The following is a 16276-nucleotide window of genomic DNA, read 5'->3' on the forward strand; positions in this document are numbered from 1 at the left end:
CTATAATAGAAGCCATGATAATTGATTGTTTGTTGACGCTTGTTTGTTTAGTTTTCAAAGAACAATTTTGTGTGCGCCGCTCAGAAGCGACTTTAATAATATATCACGCTGCTGTCATTTCGTCAACATCTTTTTTTACAAGTTATCAACTGCTGTTCAACAGCAACTTTTATATAATAACAACTTCTGCTTTCCTGGTCAATAGATTTTTTTCAAAAAAATGAATTGTTTTAATCAGAAGCCTTAAAAATGAAAACGCCGCTTTAGAAGAAGCGGCGTTCGTTGCTTATATAATCCAAGTCTGGATTGCAATTAGGGCGAATACACCTGGTATTCCTAGCAATCCCGAGACTGTTGCAGTTGCAATGTTGATTGGCACATAGATTCCAAAATTTGTTCCAAAAGCGTTAAGAAAGAATAGAAAAAGAGCTCCAATTAGGATTTTTACCGCACTCTGTCCGATGAGACGCAACGGCTTTGTCGGCGCGCCGATGATGAGCAGCAGCAGAATCAATCCGCCTAGAACTGAAATGACAACTATAGGATCCATACTTATCCTCCTTATTTCCATGTCTTCTACAAGTTTATGTACAAGTTATAGAAATAAGAACTAATGGCATTTATTCTGATCTGACCGTGATTCTCCTATACCTTGCTTCTTTAAATAGAAAGAAGTATTTCGCTTCAGCAATCTTTGCTTCTGTGATAAATTCTTCTGGTGGATCAAAGCTTCTTTCAACCAGTCGCTTTTGATTACTCCAGTTCGTCTTCATGCTGTTCAGCTGCCCCAAGAGTTTTTGATCAAATTCTTTTCTTAGCCATTTCTTTTTACGAAATAACATGATTGTCCTCCATTAAAGCGCTTCTGAATTAAACTTCCCGGCGTCCTTCGATTGCTTTTGATAGTGTGACTTCGTCTGCGTATTCCAGGTCCCCTCCGACTGGTAGACCATGGGCGATCCTTGTAACCTTGATTCCTGATGGTTTAAGAAGCCTTGAGATGTACATTGCCGTCGCTTCCCCTTCAATGTTGGGGTTCGTGGCAAGAATGACTTCCTGGACAGTTTCATCCTGAAGCCTTTTCAACAAATCAGGTATATTAATGTCTTCTGGTCCAATCCCATCCATTGGAGAAATCGCTCCATGGAGCACATGGTACAGTCCGTTGTATTCCTTCATTTTTTCCATTGCAATGACGTCCTTTGGGTCCTGGACGACGCAGAGGATCGTGCGGTCACGGCGCTGGTCTTCGCAAATATAACATGGGTCCTGGTCCGTAATATGACCGCAGACAGAGCAATAAGACAGATTGCGCTTCGCGCTTACCAAAGCCTTAGCGAAATCCAACACGGTTTCTTCCTTCATGCTTAAGATGAAAAAAGCCAGACGAGCGGCTGTTTTCGGGCCGATACCTGGCAATTTCATAAAGCTGTCGATCAGCTTTGATATTGGTTCAGGATAATGCATTCTAAATCATTCCTCCTAGAACATTCCCCCAGGAAGGTTCATCCCTTTTGTGAATTGCCCCATTGTCTTGCTTGTTAATTCTTCCGCTTTTTTCAATGCATCGTTTGTGGCAGCAAGCACTAGATCCTGAAGCATTTCGACATCATCTGGATCTACGACCTCAGGTTTGATTTGGACATCGACGATTTCTTTATGGCCAGTTACGATAACCGTTACCATTCCACCGCCTGCGGTACCTTCAATTTTTTCTTCACCTAACTGAACCTGTGCTTCTTCCATTTTCTTTTGCATTTTTTGCATTTGCTTCATCATGTTTTGCATATTACCATTTCCTCGCATCATGTAAACATACCTCCAAATTTAATCTTGTATTTGTATTAATTCATCGCCAAATAATTTCTTGGCTTCGGCAATCAGCGGGTCTTCACTGGCAGCAGCTTGCCCTTCTGTTGCTCCATCGCCTCTCTGGCTGATAAAGTTTTCCCTTATTTTAAGCCACTGTTCTTCCGGCACACCGATGACCTGCATTCTTTTCCCTGCATATTCCTGCATCGCGACACTGACGGTTTCCGTGAACCTCGTATTTTCCATTGCCATCTGACAGTGAATCTCATATTTGAATTTGATCACGACCGCCTCATCAGATGCAGCAACCGGTTCGGCTTCATTCAAAAGTGCTGCCTGCGAACGCATTTGCTTTGCAGCCAGCATCTCGAGCAAGTCTCCCCAGCGCACTTTAATGGCTTGAAGATTAGACTTCGTTGCATTTTTCAGCACTTCATTGATTTTTCCGGTTGGTGCCCGGAAGCCCTTTCGGTTCGGACGAGATGCTTTCTTGGCAGCAGCAGGTTCACTTGGTGCAGCAACAGGATTTTGCTGAAAATCGGCCAATTTTTCTTCTAGCTGTTCAATTCTCTTCAATAAAGGTTCAACCTGTACATTGTTTGTCTGCCTCTGTTGATCGAGCTGGCATAGTTTCACGATCGCGACTTCAAGGAATATACGCGGATGGTTCGTCCAGCGCATTTCTTGCTGCGCTTTGTTCAAGACTTCCATCCATTCATATAATTGTGCGGGTTCTATTTGATTCGCAAGTTCCTGAAAATCGTGATCGAGCATGACTCGTTCCATCGCTTCTTCCAATGCTGGTGCTGCCTTATACAGGAGCATGTCGCGGTAAAAGAAAATCATGTCTTCTATAAATCTTCCTGGGTCTTTCCCTTGTAAAAGCAGCTCGTCCAATGCCCTCAGTCCAGCAGCGGCATTTTTTTCATAAATCGCTTTCGCTAGCTGATTCAGGATGTTCTGTGATACCGTTCCTGTTACAGAGAGCGCATCTTCCATCGTTACTCGGTCCTGGCTGAACGAAATGGCCTGGTCTAACAGACTTAAGGCATCACGCATTCCGCCTTCTGCCGCCCTGGCAATGATTTGCAAGGCGGTATCATCGCAATCCACTGCAGATTCCTCAACAATTTGCTTCATTCTGCCGACAATGGCTTGCGCGGTAATTCTCTTGAAATCAAATCGCTGGCATCGCGAAATGATCGTGAGTGGAATCTTATGGGGCTCAGTCGTAGCAAGAATAAAGATGACATGCTTCGGAGGCTCTTCCAGTGTTTTCAGCAAGGCGTTGAAAGCTCCGATGGAAAGCATATGGACCTCATCAATGATATATACTTTATACTTTACGACGTTAGGAGCATATTTTACTTTATCCCGAATATCCCGAATCTCCTCTACTCCATTGTTGGAAGCAGCATCGATTTCCATTACATCGGGAATCGATCCATCGGTTATTCCCCGGCATGCATCGCATTCATTGCATGGCTCTGCTGTCGGTGCTTGTTCACAGTTAACCGCTTTTGCCAGAATTTTCGCAGCACTCGTTTTACCAGTCCCACGCGGACCGGAAAAAAGGTAAGCATGTGATGTTTTTTGTTGAAGAAGAGCGTTTTGGAGTGTCGTTGTGATATGTTCCTGTCCGACTACATCAATGAACTGCTGTGGACGCCAGACACGATATAATGCTTGGTAGGCCAATGACATCGCTCCCTTCGTATAATCCTTCCTATTATAACTCAACTTTTCGGACATTTACACAAAAAACTCATCTCGATAAGAAGAGATGAGTTCGATGAAATCATATGTAACTGCCGTGCACCTTTCATCGACTGAATACCATAAGCGTAACTCAAGCAGTTAGCTCGGCCCAGGCAACCCTGCGGCACATGAGAGCGTCCACTTAATGCTGCTTCCTTCCGGACCTGACATGGTTCATGGATTCCCATTGCGCAGGACCCGGGCGTCAACACCACTTACTTAAGGCAGGCCCTACAGTAAATCAGCCTCAGAAAGGGATTCATCCCCGCTAGAGCGGATTGCGGGTACAGGGCACCGCTACCTCCCCGACTAGCACGGCAAAATTGAAACCAGATTTGGGTGTGCCTCAAGGACACATACATAGTATACTAACTATGCCAATAAAAATCAATGTTTATCAGCTGTCAATTCCTGTATATTATTCTAACTCCTGTCTCGCCTGTTTCCGCTTCTGCTTTTTCTCTTCTCGAAGCTTACGAAAAAAATCAGACAGCAATGCTCCACATTCCGCTTTTAATACACCTGATACCACTTCACTTTGATGATTGAATCGCTCATCCTCGAGAAGATTCATCAGAGTGCCGGCACAACCTCCTTTTGGGTCTGCCGCACCGTATACTACTTTGTTCACTCGCGAGAGCATGATGGCCCCGGCACACATCGGACAAGGCTCCAGAGTGACGTAGAGAGTTGCTTCTTCAAGCCGCCATGTGCCAAGTTTCTTACATGCGGCTTCTATCGCCAGTACCTCAGCGTGGGCAACTGAGCTTTGTCTGGTTTCGCGGAGATTATGCGCCTTGGCGATGACCTCTCCGTTCAAGACGATGACCGCACCGATCGGCACCTCGCCTATCTGCCTTGCTTTTTTTGCTTCTTCCAATGCTGCTAGCATATATTGTTCATCTGGAGTATATTCCATTTTTTCCTCCACTTAGCTGTTTTCTCTTTCCAACTGGTTTAATAATTCCCTTCCGGTAAAAATATAAGGGAAAGGAGAGGATGATTCTATGTCAAATACTGCGCTGTTAATCATCGATATGATTAATGACTTTCATTTTGATGCAGGGACAGCCCTTGCAAAAAATACAAAAAAGATTCTCGATCCGATTGTAAACTTAAAGAAATTTTTCAACGAAAAGGACATGCCCGTCATCTATATTAATGACCATTATAATCTATGGCAGGCTGATTTTGAAAAAATTATCGATTATTGCACGAATGACACAAGCGAGGACATCATCAAAAAAATCAGCCCTGAAAAGAACCATGACTATTTCCTAATCAAGCCGAAGCACTCCGCTTTTTATGGAACCGCATTGCATACTTTGCTTCAGCAGCTGAAAGTAGATACCGTAGTCCTCGCCGGAATCGCCGGGAATATTTGTGTGCTGTTTACTGCGAATGACGCGTATATGCGGGAATACAAGCTCATCATTCCAGAGGACTTCATTGCCTCAAATAATAAAGAGGACAACAAATATGCGCTGACGATGATGAAAAATGTCCTGTCCGCCGATACAAGACCGTCTTATAAGCTTAATTTCTAACATACTGCTTTTTCTTCCTTCATACAATGATGGTAGCGCTAAATCGCCAAGGAGGGAAGAAGATGCAAATCCATGTAGTACAGCAAGGACAAACATTGTCACAGATTGCTCAAATGTACGGGTCAGCTGTTGTCGATATTACGGAGGCAAACCAACTGCCTAACCCAAATAATCTGGTCGTTGGTCAGGCAATAGTCATCCCGATTATCGGTAGTTTCTATTTTGTCCAGCCGGGAGACAGCTTATGGTCCATTTCCCGAAGGTTTCGAACCACCCCCCAGGAGCTTGCCCGAATCAACGCCCTTTCTATGAACCAAATACTCCCAGTTGGTTTCCGGCTCTATCTTCCTCAACAGCCAAAGTCTAATGCAGAATTCAACGCCTATGTAGAACCTCGCGGGAACACGGTCGCCCCCGAACTAGAAACAGCGGCACGGGATGCAGCACCTTATTTGACATACCTTGCTCCCTTCAGCTTTCAAGCGCTGCGTGATGGAACTTTGAAGGAGCCGCTTTTAAACCATTTTCCGGCGATCGCCGAGGCAAACAATACGATATTAATGATGGTCATTACCAATCAGGAAAAGGATCAGTTCAGCGATCAGCTTGGCCGTATCCTGTTGAATGATCTCGCTATTCAGAATAAATTCCTGAACAATATTGTTTCCACAGCAAAAAAATATGGCTTCCGCGATATTCATTTTGATTTTGAATTTCTGCGGCCGGCAGACCGGGAAGCCTACAACACTTTCCTGAGAAAAGCGAGAAATCGTTTTAAACAAGAAGGCTGGTTTATTTCGTCTGCATTAGCTCCTAAAACAAGCGCAGCTCAGACCGGTGCCTGGTACACAGCCCACGACTATAAAGCGCACGGGGAGATAGTCGATTTCGTTGTCATCATGACTTATGAATGGGGATATAGCGGCGGACCTGCACAGGCAGTATCCCCGATTGGCCCAGTTCGCGAAGTGCTGGAATATGCTGCGAGTGAAATACCTCCGCAGAAAATCATGATGGGCCAGAACCTTTATGGTTACGATTGGACACTGCCATTTGCCCAGGGTTCCATTGCCCGAGCTGTCAGTCCGCAGCAAGCGATCCAAATCGCACTCGAACATAAGGTCGCGATCGAGTATAACGCAAAGTCTCAGGCACCGACTTTCCGCTACACTGCAACAGATGGAAAACAGCATGAAGTCTGGTTTGAGGATGCGCGTTCCATTCAGGAAAAATTTGACTTGATCAAAGAATTAAACTTGCGAGGCATGAGCTATTGGAAGCTAGGATTGTCTTTCCCGCAAAATTGGCTGCTCATCGAAGAAAATTTTACCGTTGTAAAAAGATGAATTTCCGATAAAAGAAGACAGGCGCAGGAAGGTTGCGGCTGTCTTCTTTTTTTGACAAAATAGGGAATATCCATTCCGTGTACTAGTGTGATAAAATGGAATCTGCGTGATTCGACTTATAGAAATGAAAAAAGATACAGATGCACCGGAGAGGGAGGACATGTTGTGGAAGGAATACCTTTTATAACGGTTGAAGGACCGATCGGGATTGGCAAAACGTCATTGGCAAAAGCCATTTCCGAACGATTCCAATTTGCACTTTTAAAAGAAATCGTCGATGAAAATCCATTTTTAGGGAAGTTTTATGCCAACATCGAAGAATGGAGTTTTCAGACAGAAATGTTTTTCCTCTGCAATCGATACAAGCAGCTTGGAGATATTAATGAGCATTACCTCAGCCAAAATAAACCTGTAGTAGCTGATTATCATATCATGAAAAATCTAATTTTCGCCCAGCGTACATTGAACGAGCAGGAATACAAAAAATACTTAGATATCTATCGGATTTTAACAAAGGATATGCCAAAACCAAATGTTATCATCTATCTTAATTCCAGCCTTGATACCTTGCTTGAGCGCATCAAATTGCGCGGCCGCGCAGTCGAAAAAAACATCAGTCCTTTATATTTAGAGCAATTATCGCTGGATTATGAGCAAGCAATGATTCAATTTGAGCATGACCATCCCGACATCCCAGTTCTCCGTTTTAGCGGCGATGACCTGGATTTTGTCAATAAGGATACAGATCTTCAGCTGATCATGGACCAACTAAGCGCAACATTAAGCAAAGGGAGCGTACAACCATGAATTTAAGAACAAAATACAATATCCCTGCCAATGCTGTCATCACGATTGCTGGCACAGTCGGTGTCGGCAAATCTACGATGACGAATGCTCTGGCAGATGCCCTCCAGTTTCGTACATCCCTTGAAAAGGTGGATACAAATCCATACCTTGATAAGTTTTATGCGGATTTTGAACGTTGGAGCTTCCACCTGCAAATTTATTTCCTCGCGGAGCGCTTCAAGGAACAAAAAAGAATGTTTGAATATGGTGGCGGTTTTATCCAGGATCGTTCCATTTATGAAGATACCGGCATTTTCGCAAAAATGCATTATGAAAAAGGAACAATGTCTCCGGTAGACTATGAAACATACAAAAGCCTTTTCGACGCAATGGTCATGACTCCGTATTTCCCTCATCCTGACCTGCTCATCTATCTTGAAGGTTCGATCGACGATATTCTTGACCGCATCAAGCTAAGAGGCCGCCCAATGGAACAGCAGACTCCGATTAGTTATTGGGAAGAAATGCATGTTCGCTATGAAGACTGGATCAATAACTTCAACGCATGCCCTGTGCTGCGCTTGAATATAAATGATTACGATCTATTCAACATTCCGGAGTCCATTGAACCAATCGTCGAGAAGATTGCCTCGCACATGAAACAAACACAATTACTAAAAAAATAAACCCGCAAACTGTAGACAACCTCGGATGAAAAATCCGTTTTGTTTACAGTTTTTTTTAAGTATATAAAAAAACCCGCACCATTTAAGGAACGGGTTTTCTTACACAATCTCCAAATTGTTTTATGCGTTAATGCTTAATTGAAAAATAGATGGAGGAGGTAGAGGGATTCGAACCCCCGCGCGGTGTTACCCGCCTGTCGGTTTTCAAGACCGATCCCTTCAGCCGGACTTGGGTATACCTCCGAGACAAGAAATATAATACCACGTATTTAAAAACGAGTCAACTTATCTTTCGAATTTTTTTGGGCAGGTACATGACCTGCCCAAATGGAATGGTTCATTGGTGTTCTATTTAATCATCTTATTCTCTGGAGCGATAACTTCACGGTTGCCCATATATGGACGCAGTGTTTCCGGAATGATGACACTTCCGTCCGCCTGCTGATAGTTCTCGAGAATCGCAGCTACTGTTCGGCCAATCGCAAGGCCAGATCCGTTCAGTGTATGCACGTGTTCAGGTTTTGCCTTTGGCTCACGGCGGAAACGGATATTTGCCCGTCTTGCCTGAAAGCTTTCAAAGTTACTGCAAGAAGAGATTTCTCTGTACGTACCATAACTCGGAATCCATACCTCGATATCATATTTTTTTGCAGCTGTAAATCCAAGGTCTGCCGAGCACATGCTCAATACTCGGTATGGAAGACCTAACAGCTGAAGCACTTTTTCCGCATGTCCAGTCAGCCTTTCCAGCTCGTCATAAGAGTCTTCTGGCTTCACAAACTTCACCAACTCGACTTTGTTGAACTGATGCTGCCGAATTAAACCGCGTGTATCTCGGCCAGCAGATCCGGCTTCTGAACGGAAACATGCACTGTATGCTGCGTAATTTACGGGCAGCTCTTCAGCGCTCAGGATTTCATCTCGATGCATATTCGTGACAGGCACCTCGGCTGTTGGGATTAGGAAGTAATCTTCGCTTTCAATTCGAAAGGCATCCTCTTCAAACTTAGGAAGCTGTCCTGTCCCCACCATACTTGCACGGTTTACCATGTACGGAGGAAGGATTTCCTTGTAGCCATGTTCATCGACATGTAAATCAAGCATAAAACTCATCAATGCGCGCTCCAAGCGTGCTCCCAAGCCTTTGTAAAAAACAAACCGGCTGCCTGTGACTTTTCCTGCCCGGTCAAAGTCAAGAATCTTTAGATGCTCAGCGATCTCCCAATGCGGCTTCGCTTCAAATTCAAAGTCACGGACTTCGCCCCATTTGCGAATTTCGACGTTATCGTCCTCTGTTTCGCCTACTGGAACACTTTCATGCGGGATATTTGGGATGCTCAGCATTAAGGCCTCTAGCTCCTCCTCGACCTCACGCAACTGATCGTCCAGAATCTTGATTTTGTCGCCTACCTCACGCATTTCGGCAATCAAGAAGTCTGCATCCTGTTTTTCACGCTTCAGCTGGGCAACCTGCTGGGAAACTTCATTCCTCCTGCTCTTCAGCTGCTCCGCTTCAAGAATCAGTACCCTGCGCTTGACATCGAGGCCCTCAAACTTTCCAAAATCAGTCATGTCTTCGCCACGGTGCTGCAGCTTCTGTTTCACTTCCTCCAAATTTGCTCGCAAATACTTAATGTCTAACACTATTTTATCCTCCTTATGAAAAAAAAATAAAAAACTCCCGTCCCCAAAAAAGGGACGAGAGTTAACCCGCGTTGCCACCCTAGTTGAAGGCAAAAATGCCCTCCACTCTTAAAATAACGGTTATTACCGAGAGTATTTACTGGCCGATAGGGTGTTCCATACTCTGCTCGAGGGCGGATTCATTTGTTCCAGACACCGGTTCGCACCAACTACCGGTTCTCTTCAGAATGGAGACAAGCTACTATTCCCTCTCATCGCTTAACTATCGAATTTTAATTCATAATTTACTACAATTATGATCAGCATGCAAGCAGTTTATGCAAAATTTTTACGTTTAGACTGTTCCACCATTTTTACAAAGTAATTCATGAGTCGATAATCATCCGTCAATTCCGGATGGAAGGAGCAACCGAGGAATTGACCATCCCGTGCCGCGACAATCCTGTTATTATGCTTTGCGAGTACTTCGACATTCTCGCCCGCTTCCACGATATGCGGAGCCCGAATGAAAACGGCGGAAAAATTGTCTGCTACTCCGGAAATATCGATATCCGCTTCAAAACTCTCCCGCTGGCGGCCAAACGAGTTGCGCTCTACTTTCACATCCATGACACCGATATGAGGCTCATCGTAGCCAACCAGGTCATTGGCAAGTAAAATCAACCCTGCGCAAGTCCCAAACATCGGTTTGCCATCTGCAGCAAATTTTTTCAGCCCGTCCATGAAACGATATTTATCAATCAGACGGCGAATCGCCGTACTCTCTCCGCCAGGAATGATCAATCCGTCTATCTCGTTTAGCTGCTCGGGACGTTTCACAATAACGCCCTCTGCCCCGGAAGCCTCGATTGCCCATATATGCTCACGAATCGCCCCCTGAAGGCCTAGTACCCCAATTTTCACCATATCTTCTCCTTACCAGCCGCGATCCTGCATGCGGGCTTCAGGTGCCAGTGAGGAGATCTCCATGCCCTTCATCGGAATGCCAAGGCCTTTCGAAATGTTGGCAATCAGTTCATAATCCTGATAATGCGTCGTTGCCTCGACAATTGCTTTTGCAAATTTTGCTGGATTATCAGACTTGAAGATACCGGATCCTACAAATACTCCGTCTGCGCCTAACTGCATCATTAATGCAGCGTCTGCTGGCGTTGCTATGCCACCTGCGGCAAAGTTGACGACCGGGAGACGTCCTAACTCCTTGATCTCAAGAAGAAGCTCATATGGCGCTCCTAGAAGCTTAGCTTCCGTCATTAGCTCGTCGATGTCCATGGCGACTACCTTGCGAACCTGTGCATTCACCTTGCGGATATGGCGTACAGCTTCCACGATGTTACCAGTGCCTGGCTCTCCCTTTGTCCGAAGCATCGATGCTCCTTCTCCAATTCTTCTCGTTGCTTCGCCAAGGTCGCGGCAACCACAAACAAAAGGAACGGTGTAATCCTTCTTATACAGATGGTATTCCTCATCTGCTGGCGTCAAAACTTCACTTTCATCAATATAATCAACGCCCATGGCTTCCAGCATACGCGCTTCTACAATATGGCCAATTCTAGTTTTTGCCATAACAGGAATCGTGACGGCATTCATGACTTCTTCCACGATTTTCGGGTCAGCCATTCTTGCTACACCGCCAGCTGCACGAATATCTGAAGGGACTCGCTCAAGTGCCATTACGGCAACCGCACCTGCATCCTCAGCGATCTTCGCCTGCTCGGCATTGACAACATCCATAATTACGCCGCCCTTTTGCATTTCTGCCATCCCGCGTTTCACACGTTCTGTACCTGTCTTCATTTTTTTATTCCCCCTTGTCCCTTTTAAAGGGATTACTATGTTAAGCAAATAAAAAATAACTGGATATTCGGATTTTTTAATCGGAATTACAGCTATCCTCTAAAGAAAATAAACAACAAAAAACGATTCCTGTCAAGACAGGAACCGTTTCTTTGCCATTAAAACCAACCTTTTACCGTATCGGCAACGCCGCCAAACAGATCTCCAAAAAATCCGCCGATTCCGCGCATCGCCAGCACAAACCAGTTCGCTTTTTCGACACTTTCTGCAGCTACAACCGGAACCTGAATCTCTTTTTGGCCAGAATCTGTTAGGAAGCTAATTTTTTCCTCATTATTGGTTTTAACCGTCAGATAGCCGACTTGTTCGCCCTGTTTGATTGGAGCAGTTAACTCGCCATCTTTCGTCAGCTTCTTTTTATCCAAAACAAGAACTGGCTGATATTGATCTTTTTCGCCGTTTCTGATTGTCATGGAAATTGCCTTATCCGTTTGAATCTTCACGCTATCAGCCTTGCCTTTGGTAACCGGAAGAGTTTTTTTATCTTGTATTTGGAAATTCTTTTCCATAAGTTCTTCTTTTGTAAAATTACTGAAAGCATAATCAAAGATTTTCCGAGTCTCCGCAAACCGGCTATCCTTGGAGTCTGCCTTCATAACAACAGAAATGAATCTTTGGCCATTCCTCATTGCCGTAGCAGTAAAACCATATCCTGCAAAATCAGTAGATCCTGTCTTCAGGCCATCAACCCCATCGTATTGATAAATGAGGCCTGGAAGCATCCAGTTAAAGTTCTTATACTCGCGGCCATCACGGAATTTTAAGACGGGTACACTTGCTGTTTTTAAAATATCCGGATAATCCTGCAACAGACGGTAGGCAAGCATGGCCATGGAACGTGCAGACATGACATTTTCTTCTTCAGGACTTCCGGCAGGATACTTCCCTAATAAATCGCTATTATTCAAGCCTGAAGAGTTTACGAATTTATAATCCTTTAAGCCTAACTCGGCCGCTTTTTTATTCATTTTTTCAACATGATTCTTCTCTGTTCCAGAAAGAACCTCCGCAAGTGCAACAGTAGCTGCATTTCCGGAATGAATGGCCATTGCTTCGTACAATTCCTTTACTGTATAATCCTCTCCCTGCGTCAGCCCAACATTCGACAGACCGGGTGCACCAGATAGCTTATAGACATACTCATTGATCTTCACTTTTTGGTCCCATTGCAGTTTTCCCTGCTTGATCGCTTCCAGTACCATATATTCTGTCATCATTTTAGACATGGAGGCGACACCAAGAACCACATCGCTATTTTTCTCATACAATACTCTGCCAGTATCGGCATCAATCAGCATCGCTGCCTCTGCATCGATGCCCAGCTGTCCTTCTGCTGCTTCTGCTTCCATGGAAAAACCTGAAAACATTGTAGTGATCGTTAAAATGAATGCTGCAAAAAACATCGAAAGCTGTTTCTGTTTACGATTCAAAACGAATTTCCCTCCATCATTTAAAAGTTATCTATAAAACTTGCATATTTTTTTGCGTCTAAAAACACACCCGTTTAGTTTACCATAAAAAAATCCAAAAAAATAGACAGAGAATAGTCACTCTGTCTATTGTAAAATCAGGATAAAAGTCTTAGTAAAAGCTTGTTTTTTCCGTTATACTCATGAACCTATAGTTGGTTTCCCTTAAGACATAGAATAATTTGGTGCTTCCTTTGTGATCTGGACATCGTGCGGGTGGCTCTCTCGCAAGCCGGCGCCAGTCATTCGGATGAACTGGGCATTTTCTCTCAATTCCTCAAGATTTGCCGTTCCGCAGTATCCCATGCCCGACCGAATTCCACCGATCAGCTGATAGATTGTATCTGTCAGCGGCCCTTTGTATGGGATTCTTCCTTCAATTCCCTCTGGAACAAACTTTTTGTTATCTTCTTGGAAGTACCGATCTTTTGATCCTTTTTCCATCGCAGCAACGGAGCCCATCCCGCGGTACACTTTGAAGCGTCTTCCCTGGTAAATTTCTGTTTCACCCGGACTCTCCGTTACACCAGCCAGCAAGCTGCCAAGCATGACTGCATGCCCTCCAGCTGCAAGTGCTTTTACGATATCCCCGGAGTATTTAATCCCGCCATCCGCGATAATTGCCTTGCCATGCTTGCGCGCTTCTGTTGCACAGTCATAAACAGCCGTAATCTGCGGGACACCTACTCCAGCAACCACTCGTGTAGTGCAGATCGAACCTGGGCCAATCCCCACCTTAACAATATCTGCGCCCGCGGCAATCAAATCTTTTGTTGCTTCTGCTGTCGCTACATTTCCTGCAATGATATTAAGTTCTGGATACGCTGTGCGGATTTGTTTTACCGTTTCAAGTACACCCTTCGAATGCCCATGAGCTGTATCAATTACAATAACATCAACATGTGATTTCACCAGCATTTCAACACGTTTCATCGTATCGGCTGTAACACCGACTGCAGCACCACACAACAAACGGCCCTTCGAATCCTTAGAAGAATTTGGGAATTCAATTACTTTTTCAATATCTTTTATCGTAATGAGACCTTTCAAAACACCTTCGTCATTTACTAGTGGGAGTTTCTCTATCTTGTGAAGTTGAAGAATGCGTTCAGCTTCCTGAAGGGTAGTGCCTACAGAAGCGGTTACCAGATTCGTCTTCGTCATGACTTCGGCAATTTTGATCGAGTAATCCTGGATAAATCGCATATCACGATTGGTAATAATTCCAACAAGTTTTTGTTCCTGTTCGTTGTTGACAATCGGAACACCAGAAATTCGATATTTCCCCATTAAATGTTCCGCATCATAAACTTGATGCTCCGGAGTTAAAAAGAATGGATCGGTAATAACCCCACTTTCAGAACGCTTTACTTTATCAACCTGATCGGCCTGGGCTTCAATGGACATGTTTTTATGGATAATGCCAAGTCCACCCTGTCTTGCAATGCTAATTGCCAATTCAGCTTCTGTTACCGTATCCATTCCTGCACTGATGATTGGGATGTTCAGTCTCAGCGTCTCCGTCAGGTTTACCTTGAGGCTGACATCCTTTGGCAAAACCTCCGATTTAGCCGGCACCAACAGAACATCATCAAACGTTAATCCTTCTTTTTCAAACTTTCTTTCCCACATAGTAAATGCCCCCCTTTAAGAAAATATTATTTGTAGGTTATCAATTGGTTAAAATACTGTCAAGAACAGTTTTATTTGTTAGATTTTTCAGTTTACTTGGAGGTTTTATTCATGTCTTTTTCTTATAAAGAATGGAGTAGTTATACAATCTTCTTTTCAGCCGAATATTCTCAAAATTATCTTAAAAAATGCTACCGGAAAATCAATCATGATCAGCCTGATTTGAAGAGTTTTGAAAATTGCTATCCCTTTATGTATTATCTCGAACATGGAAAGCTTTATTATGAACAGGCAGAAAAAGCGCCGGTAGAAATTCAGCCGATCCTGCTTTTCTATGGACTCGTCCATCTCATTAAAGCCTGCATCCTGACTGTAGAGCCAGAGTATCCGGAGACGACAGCCGTCCTTGCTCATGGTGTTTCAACCAGAAAGCGCAAAAAGCAACAATACCGGTTCTCAGAAGATGAGGTGAAGTTTCAAAGAAATGGCTTATTTTCACTTATGGCTGAAAAAATGTTTCACATGAAACAATTAGAAGGAGAAAAAGCAACAATGGCTCACGTGATGGAACAGATTCCCGAACTCGCTAGCATCTATGTCTCCCTGAGAGGAAAGCAGAATTTTGAAGCGTTAATACTGGAACAGGAAGGCCTTTATTCCCTGTCAAAATCTATTTTAGATCATTTTCATATGACCGAGAATCGTTTCAAGGAATTTCTTCCGCTAAAATCGACCGTCCCTATCACGTTCCAAGACACAAAGAAAGACACTTTTTTGCTCAAAGCAAACTTTGATGCGGCTGCTGAGCCAATCCCTTTGAAATTCAATTTGGAGGAGCAACAGTATGTCCTTCCCCTAAAGAAAGGGGAATTGTTTTTATTTCCGGAATTGCTGTTGCATTATTTATTGCTATATAATCTTGGAATGATTGCTCGCTATGAAACAGAATGGTGGAGTGAATTAATCAAAATGATGCCAAATGACGATTACTCGCTCATTCAGACGTTTTTACAATCCACTATAAAAAAAGGACCTTACTTAATTTACCAATTTTTAATCCATAAGTGATTTCTCAATAGTTACAAGAAAGGTAACCTTTCACAGATGCAGTTATTATGTTTAAAGATGCTTGTATCGGGAATTTCCTATTATATGGACATAGAAAATTAGAGGAGGTAGAAATATGGATCGAAAAAAACTAATGATGACAACTGTTGCTTTAGGTACAGCATACCTGCTAAAAGACCAAAAGTCACGTACAAAAATCATGGATCAACTTCAATCACTTGGCAAAAAGAAGAAGAATTGATGATACACAAAGCGCAAGCACTTTGTTCAACCCCGACAAGCGCTGTGCGCCTATAAACTGCTATAAGGGCATCTTTCGAGCGGAATGATACCCTTATGCGAGCACTTCCACCTCTATAAGGGCATCTATCAGGCGGAATGATACCCTTATGCGAGTATTCCATAAATTCCCGTTATTTAAAGCATTATCAAAATCTGTTTGGTCTACTTCTGAGGTCAAAGCTAGAAATTACAATGTTAAATGTTAACATTATTCCAGTAGTAACCTCGCTTATTTATATGATTTTGGTTGCTTTTTTCCAGTAACAAAAAAAGAACAGCTATATTAGCTGTTCTTTTTTGTGCCCGGCGGCGTCCTACTCTCACAGGGGGAAACCCCCAACTACCATCGGCGCTGAGAAGCTTAACTTCCGTGTTCGGTATGGGAACGG

General features: G+C 43.7%; 18 protein-coding genes, 1 tRNA gene, 1 rRNA gene, 1 other RNA gene and 1 other annotated feature. Of the genes, 7 read left to right on the forward strand and 14 right to left on the reverse strand.

Annotated features, from left to right (window positions below):
* Positions 1–224 (forward strand): hypothetical protein (locus J2S25_RS19190; RefSeq protein WP_307192659.1); only part of this gene is annotated, 224 nt, incomplete at its 5' end.
* 62 nt (positions 225–286) lie between these two features.
* Here the strand turns inward: J2S25_RS19190 and J2S25_RS19195 are convergent.
* The 7 genes from J2S25_RS19195 to tadA all read right to left on the reverse strand — a co-directional run bounded on the left by J2S25_RS19195 (position 287) and on the right by tadA (position 4489).
* Complete coding sequence (locus J2S25_RS19195; RefSeq protein WP_044392058.1) at positions 287–550, reverse strand: pro-sigmaK processing inhibitor BofA family protein; 264 nt, start codon at positions 548–550, stop codon at positions 287–289.
* A 70-nt stretch (positions 551–620) separates the two neighbouring features.
* Positions 621–842, reverse strand: a complete 222-nt coding sequence (locus J2S25_RS19200; RefSeq protein WP_044392060.1) for a YaaL family protein — start codon at positions 840–842, stop codon at positions 621–623.
* A gap of 28 nt (positions 843–870) precedes the next feature.
* Positions 871–1467, reverse strand: coding sequence for a recombination mediator RecR (gene recR / locus J2S25_RS19205; protein ID WP_044392062.1), 597 nt, complete (start codon positions 1465–1467; stop codon positions 871–873).
* A 15-nt stretch (positions 1468–1482) separates the two neighbouring features.
* Positions 1483–1809: a YbaB/EbfC family nucleoid-associated protein gene (locus J2S25_RS19210; protein WP_044392064.1), complete on the reverse strand. Its 327-nt coding sequence runs from the start codon at positions 1807–1809 to the stop codon at positions 1483–1485.
* 18 nt (positions 1810–1827) lie between these two features.
* On the reverse strand, positions 1828–3510 hold the full coding sequence (dnaX, locus tag J2S25_RS19215) for a DNA polymerase III subunit gamma/tau (RefSeq protein ID WP_044392086.1): 1683 nt from the start codon (positions 3508–3510) through the stop codon (positions 1828–1830).
* A 113-nt stretch (positions 3511–3623) separates the two neighbouring features.
* An RNA gene (gene ffs, locus J2S25_RS19220) (signal recognition particle sRNA large type) lies at positions 3624–3888 on the reverse strand.
* Between the two features lie 100 nt (positions 3889–3988).
* The gene (gene tadA, locus J2S25_RS19225; protein ID WP_044392066.1) at positions 3989–4489 is read right to left on the reverse strand and encodes a tRNA adenosine(34) deaminase TadA; all 501 of its coding nucleotides are present in this window, start codon (positions 4487–4489) and stop codon (positions 3989–3991) included.
* Between the two features lie 88 nt (positions 4490–4577).
* Here tadA and J2S25_RS19230 point away from each other — a divergent pair, with 88 nt between their 5' ends.
* The 4 genes from J2S25_RS19230 to J2S25_RS19245 all read left to right on the forward strand — a co-directional run bounded on the left by J2S25_RS19230 (position 4578) and on the right by J2S25_RS19245 (position 7935).
* Positions 4578–5117, forward strand: a complete 540-nt coding sequence (locus tag J2S25_RS19230) for a cysteine hydrolase family protein (RefSeq protein ID WP_307192660.1) — start codon at positions 4578–4580, stop codon at positions 5115–5117.
* Positions 5118–5179: 62 nt separating this feature from the next.
* Entirely contained in the window at positions 5180–6463 is a 1284-nt protein-coding gene (locus J2S25_RS19235; RefSeq protein ID WP_307192661.1) for a glycoside hydrolase family 18 protein, read from the forward strand.
* Between the two features lie 165 nt (positions 6464–6628).
* The gene (locus J2S25_RS19240) at positions 6629–7270 is read left to right on the forward strand and encodes a deoxynucleoside kinase (protein WP_307192662.1); all 642 of its coding nucleotides are present in this window, start codon (positions 6629–6631) and stop codon (positions 7268–7270) included.
* Positions 7267–7935, forward strand: coding sequence for a deoxynucleoside kinase (locus J2S25_RS19245; protein ID WP_307192663.1), 669 nt, complete (start codon positions 7267–7269; stop codon positions 7933–7935). Before J2S25_RS19240 ends, J2S25_RS19245 begins: the two co-directional genes overlap by 4 nt.
* A 150-nt stretch (positions 7936–8085) precedes the next feature.
* On the opposite strand, the gene J2S25_RS19250 is transcribed toward J2S25_RS19245, so the two are convergent.
* The 6 genes from J2S25_RS19250 to guaB form a co-directional block, all read right to left on the reverse strand.
* Positions 8086–8178, reverse strand: a tRNA-Ser gene (locus J2S25_RS19250).
* A gap of 105 nt (positions 8179–8283) precedes the next feature.
* Positions 8284–9579, reverse strand: a complete 1296-nt coding sequence (gene serS / locus J2S25_RS19255; RefSeq protein WP_307192664.1) for a serine--tRNA ligase — start codon at positions 9577–9579, stop codon at positions 8284–8286.
* 47 nt (positions 9580–9626) lie between these two features.
* Positions 9627–9843 (reverse strand) — a binding site (T-box leader).
* A 51-nt stretch (positions 9844–9894) separates the two neighbouring features.
* Entirely contained in the window at positions 9895–10485 is a 591-nt protein-coding gene (gene pdxT / locus J2S25_RS19260; protein WP_307192665.1) for a pyridoxal 5'-phosphate synthase glutaminase subunit PdxT, read from the reverse strand.
* A gap of 9 nt (positions 10486–10494) precedes the next feature.
* The gene (gene pdxS / locus J2S25_RS19265) at positions 10495–11376 is read right to left on the reverse strand and encodes a pyridoxal 5'-phosphate synthase lyase subunit PdxS (protein ID WP_307192666.1); all 882 of its coding nucleotides are present in this window, start codon (positions 11374–11376) and stop codon (positions 10495–10497) included.
* Positions 11377–11534: 158 nt separating this feature from the next.
* A complete protein-coding gene (locus J2S25_RS19270; protein ID WP_439117510.1) occupies positions 11535–12839 on the reverse strand; it encodes a serine hydrolase in 1305 nt (434 codons plus the stop codon).
* 231 nt (positions 12840–13070) lie between these two features.
* Complete coding sequence (guaB, locus tag J2S25_RS19275; RefSeq protein ID WP_307192667.1) at positions 13071–14537, reverse strand: IMP dehydrogenase; 1467 nt, start codon at positions 14535–14537, stop codon at positions 13071–13073.
* Between the two features lie 111 nt (positions 14538–14648).
* Between guaB and J2S25_RS19280 the strand changes: the two genes are divergently transcribed.
* On the forward strand, positions 14649–15605 hold the full coding sequence (locus J2S25_RS19280; protein ID WP_307192668.1) for a YaaC family protein: 957 nt from the start codon (positions 14649–14651) through the stop codon (positions 15603–15605).
* Between the two features lie 115 nt (positions 15606–15720).
* Positions 15721–15846, forward strand: a complete 126-nt coding sequence (locus J2S25_RS19285) for a hypothetical protein (protein WP_277813878.1) — start codon at positions 15721–15723, stop codon at positions 15844–15846.
* A gap of 342 nt (positions 15847–16188) precedes the next feature.
* Here the strand turns inward: J2S25_RS19285 and rrf are convergent.
* A 5S ribosomal RNA gene (gene rrf, locus J2S25_RS19290) occupies positions 16189–16276 on the reverse strand; the annotation flags it as partial.

The organism is Mesobacillus stamsii (assembly GCF_030814065.1).
Lineage (GTDB): Bacteria > Bacillota > Bacilli > Bacillales > Cytobacillaceae > Mesobacillus > Mesobacillus stamsii.

Excerpts from the sequence above, each read along its gene's own strand:
- J2S25_RS19195 (WP_044392058.1), bottom strand. The coding sequence starts at position 550 with ATGGATCCTATAGTTGTCATTTCAGTTCTAGGCGGATTGATTCTGCTG.
- J2S25_RS19200 (WP_044392060.1), bottom strand. The coding sequence starts at position 842 with ATGTTATTTCGTAAAAAGAAATGGCTAAGAAAAGAATTTGATCAAAAA.
- recR (WP_044392062.1), bottom strand. The coding sequence starts at position 1,467 with ATGCATTATCCTGAACCAATATCAAAGCTGATCGACAGCTTTATGAAA.
- J2S25_RS19210 (WP_044392064.1), bottom strand. The coding sequence starts at position 1,809 with ATGATGCGAGGAAATGGTAATATGCAAAACATGATGAAGCAAATGCAA.
- tadA (WP_044392066.1), bottom strand. The coding sequence starts at position 4,489 with ATGGAATATACTCCAGATGAACAATATATGCTAGCAGCATTGGAAGAA.
- J2S25_RS19230 (WP_307192660.1), top strand. The coding sequence starts at position 4,578 with ATGTCAAATACTGCGCTGTTAATCATCGATATGATTAATGACTTTCAT.
- J2S25_RS19235 (WP_307192661.1), top strand. The coding sequence starts at position 5,180 with ATGCAAATCCATGTAGTACAGCAAGGACAAACATTGTCACAGATTGCT.
- J2S25_RS19245 (WP_307192663.1), top strand. The coding sequence starts at position 7,267 with ATGAATTTAAGAACAAAATACAATATCCCTGCCAATGCTGTCATCACG.
- pdxT (WP_307192665.1), bottom strand. The coding sequence starts at position 10,485 with ATGGTGAAAATTGGGGTACTAGGCCTTCAGGGGGCGATTCGTGAGCAT.
- pdxS (WP_307192666.1), bottom strand. The coding sequence starts at position 11,376 with ATGAAGACAGGTACAGAACGTGTGAAACGCGGGATGGCAGAAATGCAA.
- J2S25_RS19270 (WP_439117510.1), bottom strand. The coding sequence starts at position 12,839 with ATGTTTTTTGCAGCATTCATTTTAACGATCACTACAATGTTTTCAGGT.
- guaB (WP_307192667.1), bottom strand. The coding sequence starts at position 14,537 with ATGTGGGAAAGAAAGTTTGAAAAAGAAGGATTAACGTTTGATGATGTT.
- J2S25_RS19280 (WP_307192668.1), top strand. The coding sequence starts at position 14,649 with ATGTCTTTTTCTTATAAAGAATGGAGTAGTTATACAATCTTCTTTTCA.
- J2S25_RS19285 (WP_277813878.1), top strand. The coding sequence starts at position 15,721 with ATGGATCGAAAAAAACTAATGATGACAACTGTTGCTTTAGGTACAGCA.